Below are 14542 nucleotides of genomic sequence, written 5' to 3' on the forward strand. Positions count from 1 at the left end.
TCAGGACTTTCCTTCCGGGGTTGCGGCCGCGGAGGCCTTGAGGTCCGTCTCCTCGGGGAGCTCCTCGACGTCGACGCCGCGGACCTGGGCGAGCTCGTGCTTGAGCGCGGCCAGTTCGGCGCCGCCCGCCATGTGGTTGGTCAGCTCCTCGAGGCTGACCTCGCTGCGGTCGGCGGACAGTTCCATGGTGCCCAGGCGCAGCACGCTGAAGTGGTCGCCGACCATGTAGGCGTGGTGCGGGTTGTGGGTGATGAAGATGACGCCGAGGCCGCGGTCGCGGGCGGCGGCGATGTACTTCAGCACCACACCGGACTGCTTGACGCCGAGCGCGGCGGTGGGCTCGTCGAGGATGAGGACGCGGGCGCCGAAGTAGACGGCGCGGGCGATGGCGACGCACTGGCGCTGGCCGCCGGAGAGCGTGCCGATGGGCTGCTCGAGGTCGTCGAGGACGATCCCCATGTTGCGCAGTTCCTCGTCGGCGGTCTTCTTCATCCGCTCGATGTCGAGGCGGCGCAGCGGCCAGGGGCCCTTGGTCATCTCCGAGCCGAGGAAGAAGTTGCGCCACACCGGCATCAGCGGGACGACGGCGAGGTCCTGGTAGACGGTGGCGATGCCCCGGTCGAGGGCCTCGCGCGGGGTGGAGAAGCGCACCGGTTCGCCGTCGACGAGGAACTCGCCCTCGGTGTGCTGGTGCAGCCCCGAGATGATCTTGATAAGGGTGGACTTGCCGGCGCCGTTGTCGCCGAGGACGCAGGTCACCCGGCCGGGGTGGACCTCCAGGTCGACTCCGTGCAGGGCGCGGATGTTGCCGTAGGACTTGCCCGCGCCGCGCAGTTCGACCAGCGGGCGGTCGCCGTGCGCCGGGGTGTCCTGCACGGTGGTCCCGTGGGTGCCGGTGGTCTTGTCGGTCATTGCGGTCACCTCCGGGTCGCCGTGCGCTGGACCCACAGATTGATGAGAACGGCGCCGAGCAGCATCACGCCGAGGAAGGCCTTGAACCAGTCGGGGTTCCAGCCGGCGTAGACGATGCCCTGCTGCACCATGCCGAACATGAAGGCGCCGAAGACCGGGCCGATCGCCGAGCCGGCGCCGCCGGTGAGCAGGCAGCCGCCGATGACGGCCGCGGCGATGTAGATCAGTTCCTGGCCGACGCCCTCGCCGGACTGCACGGTGTTGAAGGAGAACAGGTTGTGCATGCCGACGAACCAGGCGCCGAAGCCGACCAGCATGAACAGCGAGATCTTGGTGAAGGTGACAGGGACGCCGACCGCGCGGGCGCTCTCCTTGTTGCCGCCGACGGCGAAGATCCAGTTGCCGTACTTGGTGCGCAGCAGCACCCAGGTGGCGAGGGCGGCGAAGACCAGCCACCACACGACGGTGATCTTCACCTGGACGCCGGCGACGTCGAAGGTGGAGGCGAAGATCGCCTTGGCCTGCTCGAAGCCGTCCATGTCGCTGATGGAGTCGGTGGCCACGTTGCCGGTGACCAGCTTGGTCACCGCGAGGTTGACGCCCTGCAGGATCAGGAAGGTGCCGAGGGTGACGAGGAAGCTGGGCAGCCCCGTCTTGATCAGCATCCAGCCGTTGAACAGTCCGATGCCGAGGGAGACGGCGAGGGCGACGATCACGCCCACCCAGACGTTCAGGGTGAGCTGGTAGCTGAGCATGCTGGCGGTGAGCGCCGAGGTGATCACCGCGACACCGGCCGACAGGTCGAACTCTCCGCCGATCATCAGCAGGGCCACGGGCAGCGCCATGATCCCGATGGTCGACGACTGGTACAGGATGTTGGCGATGGAGCTGCCGTCGCGCACGGGCGGCGCGGCGAACAGGAAGAAGATCAGTACGACGACGGCTCCGAGGAACACCCCGACCTCGGGCCGGGCGAGCAGGCGCAGCGCCAGGGGGCGCCGTGCCGTCCGGCCGTCGGTTTCCTTCGGGCCGGGAGCCGGCGGTGTGGTCACCGCCGGCTGGGCCTGCTGGGTCATGCTCATCACCGGGTGCCCTTCGCGGCGAACTCGGCGACCGTGTCGACGTTGGACTTGTCGACGAACGCAGGGCCGGTCAGCACCGGCTGCTCACCGCCGCCGCTGTAGTTGCCGTTGTTCTTGTAGAGCCACAGACCGTCGACGGCCAGGTACCCCTGCAGGTAGGGCTGCTGGTCGACGGCGAACGTGATGTCACCGTTCTGGATGGCGCTGGTCAGCTGCTTGTTGAGGTCGAAGGTGGCGACCTTCGCCTTGCTGCCGGCCTCCTCCACGGACTGCACCGCGGTCAGCGCGAAGGGCGCGCCGAGGGTGGCGACGTAGTCGATCGAGGAGTCCTGCTTGAGCTTGGCGGTGATCGTCGACTTCACCGAGGGCATGTCGGTGCCGTTGACGTTGAGGATCTGCAGCTTGCCCTCGAAGGTCTTCTTCACGCCGTCGCAGCGCTGGGTCAGGCCGATGTTGCCCTGCTCCTGGATGACGCAGACGGCGTTCTTGGCGCCGACCTCGTTGAGCTTCTTGCCGAAGGCCTCGCCGGCGACGTTCTCGTCCTGGCCGAAGAACTCCAGCAGGCCGAGATCCTTCCAGTCGCTGACGCCGGAGTTGAGGCCGACGACGGGGATGCCGGCCTTCTCCGCCTTGGCGATGACGCCCTTGAGCGCGTCGGGCTTGGCGAGGGTGACGGCGATGCCGTCGACCTTCTGGTCGATCGCGTTCTGCACCAGGTTGGCCTGGTTGCCGGCGTTCGGGTCGGCGGAGTAGACGAGCTTGACATTGTCCTTGGCGGCGGCGGCCTGGGCGCCCTTGCGGACGATGTCCCAGAAGGTGTCGCCGGGCGACTGGTGGGTGACGAGGGCGACCGTCATGCGGGGCGTGTCGGCCTTGCCCGCCGACGCGTCGGCACCGCCCTCCTCGGCCTTCTTGCCGCCGGAGCTGCTGGAGCAGCCGGCCAGGGTCAGGGCTGCTGCCGCGGCCACCGCGACGAACGGCGCGATTCTGCGGGAGCGGGTGTGAGAAGAGCGGTCCATCTGTCCTGCACCTCACTGTGCTACGCGGGGAAGGGATGACGGGCGGGTCCGGCGGTCCGGACCGGCGCCCTGCGGAGTCCGGATGGAACCACCGGATTCCGGATGTCTGCCAGGGAGAACGGCTGTCGTGCTGGGACCGGATCCAATCCCCTGACGCGCCCTCTGTCAATACTTTGTTAAGACATCATTTCACGAGCTAGTCCGAATGTAAGTACAAACTATTGACAGCGCCACCCCCTGAGACCTACACCTTGGAGGCGGCAGGTTCCCGAGAACCACGCCCCCACCGTGGCAGGGCGCCCAGGGACCCGCATCCCCAAAGCCTCGAGGAGCGTCGCTCAATGGCCGACTCACCACAGTATTTCGACCTGATCACCATGGGACGCATCGGGGTCGATCTCTACCCACTGCAGACCGGTGTGCCGCTGGCGCAGGTGGAGACGTTCGGCAAGTTCCTGGGCGGCTCCGCCGCCAATGTCGCCGTCGCCGCCGCCCGCCTGGGACGCTCCACCGCGGTGATCACCCGCACCGGCGACGACCCCTTCGGCGCCTATCTGCACCAGGCCCTGAAGGACTTCGGCGTCGACGACCGCTGGGTGACCCCGGTCGCCGACCACCCGACGCCGGTCACCTTCTGCGAGATCTTCCCCCCGGACGACTTCCCGCTGTACTTCTACCGCCGGCCCAAGGCCCCCGACCTGGAGATCCACACCCACGAGCTGGACCTGGAGGCGATCCGGGCGGCGGGCATCTTCTGGATCACCGGCACCGGTCTGAGCGAGGAGCCGAGCCGCTCCGCCACCCTGGACGCGCTCCGGGCCCGCGCCAAGGCGGGCACCACCGTTTTCGACCTCGACTGGCGGCCCATGTTCTGGCGCGACCCCGACCAGGCCCGCCCGTTCTACCGCGAGGCCCTGCGGCACGCCACGGTGGCCGTCGGCAACCTCGACGAGTGCGAGATCGCCACCGGGGTGCGCGAGCCCGCCGCCTGCGCCGAGGCGCTGCTCGCGGCCGGCGTGGAGCTGGCGGTCGTCAAGCAGGGGCCCAAGGGCGTGCTCGCCGTGCACCGCGACGGCACCCGGGCCGAGGTGCCCCCGGTGCCGGTGGACGTGGTCAACGGCCTCGGCGCGGGTGACGCCTTCGGCGGCTCGCTCTGCCACGGCCTGCTGTCCGGACGGTCCCTGGAGGAGACCATGCGTCACGCCAACGCCGCCGGTGCCCTCGTCGCCTCCCGCCTCGCCTGCTCGTCCGCCATGCCGACGCAGCAGGAGATCACGGACCTTCTCGCCCGGGCCGCCGCGCCGAGCCCGACGGGCCGGCCGAGCCAGTCCTGAACGGAGCCCTGTCTTGAACCTCAGCATCCCCGACCTCACCACGGTCCGGGCCCGCAACCCCGAGGCCGTCGCCGAGGCCGCCGCCCGCCGGGTGCGCCGCCCGCTGCTCGGCGACAGCGGGCGGCTGATGATCGTGGCCGCCGACCACCCCGCCCGGGGCGCGCTCGGTGTGAACGGCCGGCCGCTGGCCATGGCCAACCGCGCCGACCTGCTGGACCGGCTGTGCCGCGCGCTGTCCCGGCCCGGAGTCGACGGGGTGCTGGCCACCGCCGACATCCTCGAGGACCTGCTGCTGCTCGGGGTGCTGGACGGCAAGGTCGTCATGGGGTCGATGAACCGGGGCGGCCTGGCGGGCGCCTCCTTCGAGATGGACGACCGTTTCACCGGCCACCGCGCCGAGGACATCGAGCGGCTCGGCTTCGACGCCGGCAAGCTGCTGGTGCGCATCGACTACGACGACCCGGGCTCGCTGACCACCCTGGAGTCCACCGCCCGCGCCATCGACGCCATGGCCGCACGCCGGCTGCCGGTGTTCGTCGAGCCGTTCATCTCCCGCCGCGTCGACGGCCGGGTGCGCAACGACCTGTCGGCCGAGGCCGTCACCCGCTCGGTGGCCATCGCCTCCGGCCTCGGCGGCACCTCCGCCTACACCTGGCTGAAGCTGCCCGTCACCGACGACGCCGACGACATGGCGGAGGTGCTGGCCACCTCCACGCTGCCGGTGGTGCTGCTCGGCGGCGAGGTGGGCGACCAGGAGGCGGCCTACGAGCGCTGGGGCAAGGCGCTGCGGCTGCCCACGGTGCGGGGGCTGGTGGTCGGCCGGTCGCTGCTCTACCCGGCGAAGGGCAGTGTGGAAGAGGCGGTGGACACCGCCGTCAGCCTGCTGTGAGACGCCCGTCGTGACGAAAGGGAACCCATGACGTATCACCTTCCCGCGGGCAAGGCGCACGCCGGCCCCTATCTCGTCGACGTCACTCCCGAGTCGGCCGGCTGGGGCTTCTCCAGCCTGCGCGTGCTGCAGCTCGCGCCGGGCGGGACGCACACCTTCGACACCGGCGAGAGCGAGTGGATCGTGCTGCCGCTGGCCGGCGGCTGCACCGTCGCCACCGCCGACGACTTCGGCCACGACACCTTCGAGCTGACCGGCCGCACCAGTGTGTTCGACGGGGTGAGCGACTTCGCCTACCTCCCCCGCGACGCCCGCGCCACCATCACCTCCGTCCGGGGCGGACGCTTCGCCCTGACCGGCGCCCGCTGCACCCGGCGCCTGCCCGCCCGCTACGGGCCGGCCTCCGGCGTCCCCGTGGAGCTGCGCGGCACCGGCAACTGCTCGCGGCAGGTGAACAACTTCGGCGCGGCCGGGGTGTTCGACTGCGACAAGCTGATCGCGGTCGAGGTGCTCACGCCGGGCGGCAACTGGTCCTCGTTCCCGCCCCACAAGCACGACGAGCACCGGCCGGGCGAGGAGTCCGTGCTGGAGGAGATCTACTACTTCGAGTTCGCGCCCCACGGGAACATCCCCGGCCTCGGCTACCAGCGGGTCTCCCCCTCGGGCCCGGGGCGCGAGACGGACGTACTGGCCGAGGTGCGCGACGGCGACGTCGTGCTCATCCCCGACGGCTGGCACGGGCCGTCCATGGCCGTGCCGGGCCACCACATGTACTACCTCAACGTCATGGCGGGCCCGGAGGCCGAGCGCGCCTGGCTGATCTGCGACCACCCCGACCACGCCTGGATCCGCGACACCTGGCCGGACCAGCCGGTCGATCCCCGACTGCCCCTCTACACCGCACCGGAGAGGTCCCTATGAGCCCCGCAACCCGCCGACTGACGACCGCCCAGGCCCTGGTGCGCTTCCTCGCCGCCCAGTACACCGAGCGCGACGGCGTGCGGCGCAGGCTGATCGCGGGCACCTGGGGCATCTTCGGCCACGGCAACGTGGCCGGCATCGGCCAGGCACTGGTGGAGTACGGCGACCTCATGCCCTTCCACCAGGGCCGCAACGAGCAGGCCATGGTGCACGCCGCCGTCGGACACGCCCGCCAGCTCAACCGGCTCTCCGCGCAGGCCGTGACCACCTCCATCGGCCCCGGCGCCACCAACCTGGTCACCGGCGCCGCCCTCGCCACCATCAACCGCCTGCCGGTGCTGCTGCTGCCCGGCGACTACTTCGCCTCGCACTCCGCCGATCCGCTGCTGCAGCAGCTGGAGCACCCGGTGGAGGCCGATGTGTCGGTCAACGACACCCTGCGCCCGGTCAGCCGCTACTTCGACCGGATCACCCGCCCCGAGGCGCTGATCCCCTCCGCGCTGAACGCGATGCGCGTGCTGGCCGACCCCGCCGAGACCGGCGCCGTCACCCTCGCCCTGCCGCAGGACGTGCAGGCGGAGGCGTACGACTGGCCGGAGGAGTTCTTCGCCGAGCGCGTCTGGACCGTGCGCCGCCCGGCGCCGGACCCGGTGGAGCTGAGCGCGGCCGTGGCCGCCGTGCGCGCCGCCCGGCGCCCGCTGATCGTGGCCGGCGGCGGGGTGCACCACAGCGAGGCCGAGGAGGCGCTGCGGGCGCTCGTCGACGCCACCGGCATCCCGGTCGCCTCCACCCAGGCCGGCAAGGGCTCCCTGCGTCACGACCACCCCGCCGACCTCGGCGGCATCGGGCACACCGGCACCGCGGTCAGCGACGACCTGGCCCGCACCGCCGACCTGGTGATCGGCGTCGGCACCCGCTACACCGACTTCACCACCGCCTCCGGCACCCTCTTCCAGAACCCGGACGTCCGCTTCCTCAACCTCAACATCACCGCCTTCGACGCGCACAAGCTGTCCGCCCGCACCCTGGTCTGCGACGCCCGCACCGGCCTCGAGCAGCTGACCCGGGAGCTGGCCGGGTACCGGGTGGACGGGGACTACGAGGCCGAGTACCGGGCGGGCAAGGAGCGCTGGGACCGGATCGTCGAGGACGCCTGCGCCGCGCCCGACGAGCACGCCGTGCCGACGCAGACCCAGGTGCTCGGCGCGCTGGACGGGGTGGTCGGCGACGAGGACGTGGTGATCAACGCGGCCGGTTCGCTCCCCGGTGACCTGCACAAGCTGTGGCGCGCGCGCAGCCCCCGCCAGTACCACCTGGAGTACGGCTACTCCTGCATGGGCTACGAGATCCCGGCCGCCATCGGCGTGCTGCAGGCCGCGCCCGGCACCACCGTGTGGGCGCTGGTCGGCGACGGCACGTATCTGATGATGCCGACGGAGATCGTCACCGCCGTCCAGGAGCGGCTGCCGGTCAAGATGGTGCTGATCCAGAACCACGGCTACGCCTCCATCGGCGGCCTGTCCGAGTCGGTGGGCGGCGAGCGCTTCGGCACCGCCTACCGCCATCGCGCCGCCGACGGCACCTTCACCGGCGCCCCGCTGCCGGTGGACCTGGCCGCCAACGCGGCCAGCCTGGGCATGGACGTGCTGCGCGCCAAGACCGTGCGGGAGCTGCGGCACGCGCTGGCCGAGGCGCGCTCCTCGGACCGCCCGACCTGCGTGTACGTGGAGACCGACCCGGCGCCGACCGCTCCCCCGGCCGAGGCCTGGTGGGACGTGCCGGTCGCCGAGGTGGCCTCGCGCGAGCCCGCCGTGCAGGCCCGCGAGCGGTACGAGGAGCAGGTCGCCGCGCGCCGCCGTCATCTGTCGGCCTGACCGTGACCGCGCGCACGAGGGGAGGAGCGTCCATGGCGAGGACCGGTGGCCCGGCCCGCGAAGGAGCCGTGACGGCGCTGGGCCGGCTGGACCTCGCCGTGGACCGCGCCAGCCCGGTGCCGCTCTACCACCAGCTCGCCCAGCAGCTGGAGGCGGCGATCGAACGGGGCAGGCTGGCGCCGGGCGACCTGCTGGGCAACGAGGTCGACCTGTCGGTGCGGCTCGGCCTGTCCCGGCCGACCGTGCGCCAGGCGATCCAGTCGCTGGTCGACAAGGGCCTGCTGGTGCGCCGCCGCGGGGTGGGCACCCAGGTGGTGCACAGCAAGGTCCGGCGCCCGCTGAAGCTGAGCAGCCTCTACGACGACCTGGAGGCGGCGGGGCAGGCGCCCACCACCGAGGTGGTGCGCAACGAACCGGTGCCGGCCTCGCCGGAGGTGGCCGCCGCCCTGGGGGTGGCCGAGCACAGCGAGGTCGTCCTGCTGGAGCGGCTGCGGCGCACCCACGGCCGGCCCGTCGCCCTGCTGTGCAACTACCTGCCGACGGGCCTGCTGGAGCTGGACGACGCCCGGCTGGCGGCGACCGGCCTGTACCGCATGATGCGCGCGGCCGGCCTGACCCTGCACAGCGCCCGCCAGACGGTGGGCGCCCGCTCGGCCACCGCGGCGGAGGCCGCCCGCCTGGACGAGCAGGAGGGCGCCGCCCTGCTCACCATGCAGCGCACCGCCTACGACGACACCGGCCGCCCGGTGGAGTACGGCACCCATCTGTACCGGGCGTCGCACTACACCTTCGACTTCCAGCTGCTGGTCCGGGCGTGAGGACGTCCTGGTCCGCCGGATGCGCGGGCCTCACCGGTCGGGAAGGGCGCCGGACGGCGCCCCGGGGCGCTCGAGGGAGGCGCTGAACGGCGTCACCGGCCGCTCGAGCCGCTCGCCGTCCACCACCAGGTCGACCGCCTCGTCGTAGAAGGCGAGGTGGTCCTTGATCACGGCCACACCGGGCAGCGGGTCGGGGTAGCTCCACAGGACGTTCGGCGGCACCTCGGCCTCGCCGCGGAAGGACCAGTAGCAGGCGATGCCCTTGTAGGGGCACCGGCTGCTGTGGCCGGTGGGCTCGAACAGCTCCAGGCGCACGTCCTGGGGCGGAAGATAACAGCGAGGCGGCAGGGAGGTCTCGAACAGCAGTACGGGTGTGTGCGTGTCGGCGACCACGATGCCGTCGATCTCCACCACCACGTGCCGGGTGCTGGGCAGCGCGTCCACCCGGCTGTGCGGGTCCCGGGGGTGGACGAAGATCTCCTCGTCCTCCTCGTACCAGTGGTCCAGACCCCGGTGGGGCCGCAGGAACCACTCGAAGGCGAGGTGACCGGCGAGGTCCTCGGCGGGGAACACCCAGGCCGCGTTCGGACGCACCTCACCGCCGGCGACGAGGTCGTAGAACTCCTGGGAGCCGGTGTGCAGTCCGGTGCGCGGCCGCTCGGCCGGGCGCAGCAGATCGGTGCGTACGTCCTCGCGCGGGAAGGCGTACCGCGGCACGGGCAGGCCCGGCTCCCAGACCAGCACGGGGCGGCGGCTGTCGACGACGGTGATGTCCCGCATGCGGCCCCGCACCCAGCGCTCGGAGGGCTCCCACAGCAGGCCTTCGGGGGTGGCGCGCAGGGCTCGGGCGCCGGGGTGGGTGGTCATGGGAGGGCTCCCTCGCGGACGGCTCCGGGTACCCCTCCACGGTCCCACTCCCGGGGCGGGTGGCGCAGCGGACGCGGGCGTGTGCGTCAGCCGGCGCGGCGGGCGAACGGGCCGTCCAGGGCCGCCCACTGGAGCAGCATGATGGTCTTCGCGTCGTTGATCTCGCCGGTTCTGATCATCTCCAGGGCGCGCCGGAAGGGCAGTTCGAGGATCTCGATGTCCTCGCCCTCCTCGCCGAGCCCCCCGCCCTCGTGGGTGCGGGTGGAGGCTCCGTACTCGGCTGCGTAGAAGCTGACCCGTTCGGTGACCGAGCCGGGGCTCATGTAGACGTCGAAGACGTGCTGGACGGGGCCGATGGTGTGCCCGGTCTCCTCCACCACCTCGCGCCGCACGGCGATCTCCGGGTGCTCGTCCTCGTCGTCGAGCACCCCGCCGGGCGTCTCGATCAGCATGCCGTCGGGGTGTCCGTTGACGTACACCGGGAAGCGGAACTGGCGGGTGAGCAGCACCGTCTCGCGTTCCGTGTCGTACAGGAGCATGGTGGCGCCGTTGCCCCGGTCGTGCGTCTCGCGCTCCTGGGTGCTCCAGGTGCCGTCGGCGTGCTGGAAGTCGAAGACGGTGGTCCGCTCCACGTACCAGTGACTGGACAGCAGTCTCACATCCCGGACCTTGACCCGGGGGTTGCCGGTGAGGTCCCGTCCGGCCTGGTCCAGTCCGGTCCGGCCCCGGCGGTCGGGGGTGTCGATCCCGGCGGTCATCTCCGCTGCTCCCCTCCTGTGTGCACGCCCGGCGGGCACGCGCAGACGCGCGAGAACGCGCGAAGGCCCCGCAGGCAGAAGCCCGCGGGGCCGTTCACACCGTCGGGACGACAGGATTTGAACCTGCGACCCCTTGACCCCCAGTCAAGTGCGCTACCAAGCTGCGCCACGTCCCGGTGCTCTCCCACGCGGTGATCCGCGTGATCGCGCGAAGGTCACTTTACCGCACGCCCCCGGCCGCGCCGAAGCGGGCCCGGTCGCGCGACAATCGGCCCCATGAGCAGCTCCATGGGCAGCGAGGACGGCGCACCGGCACATCCGGCCCCGAGACGGACCACTCCGGCGGGTCCGGCAGGCCCGCCGCCGGTCGCCCGGGACCGGGACGGCGAGGGACGGGCGCGCAACGCCCGGCCGCGGGACGGTCTCGGGCGGCCCCTGCCGTACGGGGCGCAGGGGGTGCCCCGGCAGCCCGAGGGGGTGGTGCGGCGGCCCGAGGAGAGCGTGGCGGAGGCGCAGCGCCTGCTGGACGAGGGCAAGCCGTTCCATGCGCACGAGGTGTTCGAGGACGCCTGGAAATCGGGGCCGGAGGAGGAGCGCGAGCTGTGGCGGGGGCTCGCCCAGCTGGCGGTGGGCCTCACGCATGCGGCCCGCGGCAACGCCACGGGCGGGGCGCGGCTGCTGCGGCGCGGCGCCGGTGCGGTCGAGGAGTGGGCGCGGAGCGGCGGCGAGCGTCCGTACGGCATGCATCTGCCGGGGGTGATCGACTGGGCGCGGGCGCTGGCGGCAGAGGTGGAGCGCGGGGAGGCCCAGGGCCCGGTGGACGCGGCGGCCAAGGCACCCCGCTTGGCCGGGGGATCGTAGGCCCGGCTCGGTGGCGGGTCGCAGCCTCCGCCCACGGGCGGTCGCAGCCCCGGCCGACGAGCGGGTCGGGGGCGTGCGGCAGACTCGGGGCGTGCGAACCATTCATGTCATCGGCATCGGCGCGGGCGACCCCGATCAGCTGACCCTGCAGGCGGTCAAGGCGCTGCGGGACACCGACGTGTTCTTCATCCTCGACAAGGGCGAGGTGAAGTCCGACCTCACCCGGCTGCGCCGGGACATGCTGGCGGCGCACGTACCGGAGGGGACGTACCGGGTCGTGGAGGCGCGGGACCCGGAGCGGGACCGCTCGGCCGGCGGTGCGGCCTACTCCCCCGCGGTTGGCGACTGGCGCAGCGCCCGCGCGGACATCTACGAGGAGCTGATCGCCGGGGAGCTGGGCGAGGACGAGACCGGCGCCTTCCTGGTCTGGGGCGACCCGTCGCTGTACGACAGCACGCTGGGGATCCTCCAGGAGGTGCTGGAGCGGGGGAAGGTCACCTTCGAGTACGACGTGGTGCCCGGCATCAGCAGCGTCTCGGCGCTGGTGGCCCGGCACCGCACCGGCCTCAACCGGGTGGCGCGCCCGGTGCAGATCACCACGGGCCGCCGGCTGGCCGAGGGTTTCCCGGAGGGCGTGGACGACGTGGTGGTCATGCTCGACGCCCACCAGGCGTTCCGGCGGTACGCCGATGAGGACATCGACATCTACTGGGGTGCCTACATCGGCACCCCGGACGAGATCCTGGTCTCCGGGCGGCTCGCCGAGACCGCCGAGCGGATCGAGCGGCTGCGGGCGGAGGCCCGTGAGCGCAAGGGCTGGATCATGGACACCTATCTGCTGCGCCGCCGGACAGCGGAGGAGTAGCGGGGCGTCGCCGGCCCGGGCGGGTCAGCCCTCCGGCAGGACCGTCCGCAGGCGGTCCAGGGCCGCGGCCACGTCCGGGACCGCCGTCACCCCCCGCGGCAGGGGCGGGCGGCGGACCACCACCACCGGAAGCCCGAGCTCACGGGCGGCGGTGAGTTTCGCGGCGGTCGCCTCGCCGCCGCTGTCCTTGGTCACCAGCACGTCGATGCGGTGGTCGCGCAGCAGCGCGGTCTCCTCGCCGGGGGTGAACGGGCCGCGTGCGGTCAGGGTGTGCGTGTGCGGCGGCACGGGGGGCTCCGGGGCCTCCACCGACCGCACGAGGAAGTGCAGTTCGGTCAGATGGGCGAAGGCGGCGAGGCCGAGCCGACCGGTGGTGAGGAACACCCGCCGCCCCAGCCGGGGCAGCAGGTCCGCGGCGGCGTCCAGTGAGGGGACGGGGTGCCAGCGGTCGCCCGGTCCCGGCCGCCAGCCCGGCCGGCGCAGCACCACCAGGGGCACCCCGGTCAGTGCGGCGGCCCGCGCCGCGTTGCCGGTGATGGCCGCGGCGAAGGGGTGCGTGGCGTCGAGCACCGCCCGCACCTGATGCTCGCGCAGCCATGCGGCCAGTCCCGGTACGCCGCCGAAGCCGCCCACCCGCACCTCGCCGGGGAGGGCGCGCGGCCGTCCGACGCGTCCGGCGAGCGAGGTGGTGACCCTGGTTCCGGGGCGGGAGTCCAGCGCGGCGGCGAGGGCGCGGGCCTCGCCGGTGCCGCCGAGGACCAGGACATGGGCAGACATGAGTGCGAGCGTAGAGGGCAAGCGGCGGTTGACGTCGGGCCGGGTGCGGGTGCGGCCTACGATGGCGCCGGCGACTGGAGGAGTCATGGCCGTGGACCTGAGCAGGCGGGCCTACCGGGTCCAGCGATGGGCCGCCCGCGCGGCGCTGGCCTCGGCCACGGCCGCGGTGCTGATCCCCCTGGTGTACGGCGGGTGGCGCGGTCTGCTGCTGCTGGTCCTCGGCGTGGCCGCGCTGGGGGTGAGCGCGGTCGCGGTGTGGTGGACGCTGACCCTGCGCGGGCCGCTCAGATGGCTGGCGGCGCTGGTCGCCGTCTGTGTGCCTGCCGCCGTGGTCGCGCTGTTCGCCGCCGCCCTGTTCTGGGCGCTGCTGCTGTCGTTGGCGCTGTGGGGAGTCGCGGTGTGGAGCGGCCGCTTCGCACTGCGCGGCACGGAGGGCTCCGGGCGCTCGGCGCGGGAGCGGCGCGCACCGCCGCCCAGGCGCCCGGTGCTGATCATGAATCCGCGGTCGGGCGGCGGCAAGGTGGGCCGCTTCGGGCTGCGGGAGAAGGCCGAGCGGCTGGGTGCCCGGGTGGTGCTCCTGGACCCGGAGAAGGACGACGTCACCGAGCTGGCGCGGGCCGCCGTGGCGGACGGCGCGGACCTGCTGGGCGCGGCCGGCGGTGACGGCACCCAGGCGCTGGTCGCGGCCGTCGCCGCCGAGCACGATCTGCCGTTCCTGGTGATCAGCGCCGGCACCCGCAACCACTTCGCCCTGGATCTGGGCCTGGACCGCGGTGACCCGGCCTCCTGCCTCGACGCGCTCCACGACGGGGTGGAGCTGCGGGTCGACCTGGGCTTCGCGGCGGACCGGCCGTTCGTCAACAACGCCTCCTTCGGCGCCTACGCGGCTCTGGTGCAGAGCCCCGCCTACCGCGACGACAAGATCGGCACCAGTCTGGAGATGCTGCCGGACCTGCTCACCGGCCAGCAGGGGCCCCGGCTGACCGCCCGCGCCGGCGACACGGTGATCCACGCCCCGCAGGCCGTGCTGGTCAGCAACAACCCGTACCGCACCGACGACCCCTTCGGCCTGGGCCGGCGCGACCGGCTCGACACGGGGGTGCTGGGGGTCCTCGGAGTGAAGCTGGAGGGTGCGGTCGGCTTCGCCGCGCTGCTGTTCGGGCCCGAGCCGAGCGGGCTCACCAAGACCACCGCGCGGGAGGTGGTCGTCGAGGCCGACCGGGAGGAGATCGAGGTCGGTCTGGACGGGGAGGCCCTGGTCCTGCCGGCGCCGGTGGTGTGCCGGATCGCGCCGGGCGCGCTGCGGGTCCGGGTACCGCGCAAGCGGCCGGGCGCCACCCGTCCCACGGGCCTGGACCTGCGGCGCCTGCGCAAACTGGCCGCGACGGTGGGCCGCACGGCCGCCCCGCACCGGCGTCACCGGGAGGCCGCGCCGGCCGGGCCGGGGCAGCCGAACGAGCCGGGCGCATCCGGGCCGTCAGGCCGATCGGGCGCACGGCAGGGGCCGCCGCCGGGGCAGAACAACCCCGCGAGGTCCTCCGGCCGGGACGGCTGACGGGCGGTCG

General features: G+C 72.9%; 14 protein-coding genes and 1 tRNA gene. 8 read left to right on the forward strand and 7 right to left on the reverse strand.

Features of this window, described 5'->3' with window-relative positions; translation table 11 throughout:
• The 3 genes from HCJ93_RS19010 to HCJ93_RS19020 are packed head-to-tail and all read right to left on the reverse strand — an operon-like array spanning position 1 to position 3013.
• Complete coding sequence (locus tag HCJ93_RS19010; protein ID WP_167996918.1) at positions 1-912, reverse strand: ATP-binding cassette domain-containing protein; 912 nt, start codon at positions 910-912, stop codon at positions 1-3.
• Between the two features lie 5 nt (positions 913-917).
• Complete coding sequence (locus HCJ93_RS19015; protein ID WP_167996919.1) at positions 918-1994, reverse strand: ABC transporter permease; 1077 nt, start codon at positions 1992-1994, stop codon at positions 918-920.
• Positions 1994-3013 carry a sugar ABC transporter substrate-binding protein gene (locus HCJ93_RS19020; protein WP_167996920.1) on the reverse strand — a complete coding sequence of 340 codons (1020 nt, stop codon included), beginning with the start codon at positions 3011-3013 and terminating at the stop codon, positions 1994-1996. The genes HCJ93_RS19015 and HCJ93_RS19020 overlap by 1 nt, the downstream gene beginning before the upstream one ends.
• 341 nt (positions 3014-3354) lie before the next feature.
• Here HCJ93_RS19020 and iolC point away from each other — a divergent pair, with 341 nt between their 5' ends.
• From iolC to HCJ93_RS19045, 5 genes are read left to right on the forward strand one after another with little or no spacing between them, the layout of a single operon-like run.
• Complete coding sequence (iolC, locus tag HCJ93_RS19025; RefSeq protein WP_167996921.1) at positions 3355-4347, forward strand: 5-dehydro-2-deoxygluconokinase; 993 nt, start codon at positions 3355-3357, stop codon at positions 4345-4347.
• Between the two features lie 13 nt (positions 4348-4360).
• The gene (locus HCJ93_RS19030) at positions 4361-5236 is read left to right on the forward strand and encodes a Cgl0159 family (beta/alpha)8-fold protein (protein WP_167996922.1); all 876 of its coding nucleotides are present in this window, start codon (positions 4361-4363) and stop codon (positions 5234-5236) included.
• A 27-nt stretch (positions 5237-5263) separates the two neighbouring features.
• On the forward strand, positions 5264-6157 hold the full coding sequence (gene iolB / locus HCJ93_RS19035) for a 5-deoxy-glucuronate isomerase (protein WP_167996923.1): 894 nt from the start codon (positions 5264-5266) through the stop codon (positions 6155-6157).
• The gene (gene iolD / locus HCJ93_RS19040; RefSeq protein WP_167996924.1) at positions 6154-8031 is read left to right on the forward strand and encodes a 3D-(3,5/4)-trihydroxycyclohexane-1,2-dione acylhydrolase (decyclizing); all 1878 of its coding nucleotides are present in this window, start codon (positions 6154-6156) and stop codon (positions 8029-8031) included. The genes iolB and iolD overlap by 4 nt, the downstream gene beginning before the upstream one ends.
• A gap of 32 nt (positions 8032-8063) precedes the next feature.
• Positions 8064-8849, forward strand: a complete 786-nt coding sequence (locus HCJ93_RS19045; RefSeq protein ID WP_167996925.1) for a GntR family transcriptional regulator — start codon at positions 8064-8066, stop codon at positions 8847-8849.
• Positions 8850-8879: 30 nt separating this feature from the next.
• Here the strand turns inward: HCJ93_RS19045 and HCJ93_RS19050 are convergent, their stop codons facing one another.
• The 3 genes from HCJ93_RS19050 to HCJ93_RS19060 form a co-directional block, all read right to left on the reverse strand.
• A complete protein-coding gene (locus HCJ93_RS19050; RefSeq protein ID WP_167996926.1) occupies positions 8880-9716 on the reverse strand; it encodes a DUF427 domain-containing protein in 837 nt (278 codons plus the stop codon).
• 86 nt (positions 9717-9802) lie between these two features.
• Positions 9803-10474, reverse strand: coding sequence for an NUDIX domain-containing protein (locus HCJ93_RS19055; protein ID WP_167996927.1), 672 nt, complete (start codon positions 10472-10474; stop codon positions 9803-9805).
• Between the two features lie 102 nt (positions 10475-10576).
• Positions 10577-10650: transfer RNA gene (locus tag HCJ93_RS19060), tRNA-Pro, on the reverse strand.
• Between the two features lie 112 nt (positions 10651-10762).
• Here HCJ93_RS19060 and HCJ93_RS19065 point away from each other — a divergent pair.
• A complete protein-coding gene (locus HCJ93_RS19065; RefSeq protein WP_167996968.1) occupies positions 10763-11335 on the forward strand; it encodes a DUF309 domain-containing protein in 573 nt (190 codons plus the stop codon).
• A 91-nt stretch (positions 11336-11426) separates the two neighbouring features.
• The gene (cobF, locus tag HCJ93_RS19070; protein WP_167996928.1) at positions 11427-12200 is read left to right on the forward strand and encodes a precorrin-6A synthase (deacetylating); all 774 of its coding nucleotides are present in this window, start codon (positions 11427-11429) and stop codon (positions 12198-12200) included.
• Positions 12201-12224: 24 nt separating this feature from the next.
• On the opposite strand, the gene HCJ93_RS19075 is transcribed toward cobF, so the two are convergent.
• Positions 12225-12977 (reverse strand): cobalt-precorrin-6A reductase, encoded by a 753-nt coding sequence (locus HCJ93_RS19075; RefSeq protein WP_167996929.1) that lies wholly within the window; start codon positions 12975-12977, stop codon positions 12225-12227.
• Positions 12978-13062: 85 nt separating this feature from the next.
• Here HCJ93_RS19075 and HCJ93_RS19080 point away from each other — a divergent pair, with 85 nt between their 5' ends.
• On the forward strand, positions 13063-14532 hold the full coding sequence (locus HCJ93_RS19080) for a diacylglycerol/lipid kinase family protein (RefSeq protein ID WP_167996930.1): 1470 nt from the start codon (positions 13063-13065) through the stop codon (positions 14530-14532).
• Positions 14533-14542 lie beyond the last annotated feature (10 nt).

Origin of the sequence: Streptomyces composti (assembly GCF_012034205.1) — a bacterium.
In the GTDB taxonomy this organism is placed as follows: domain Bacteria; phylum Actinomycetota; class Actinomycetes; order Streptomycetales; family Streptomycetaceae; genus Streptomyces; species Streptomyces composti.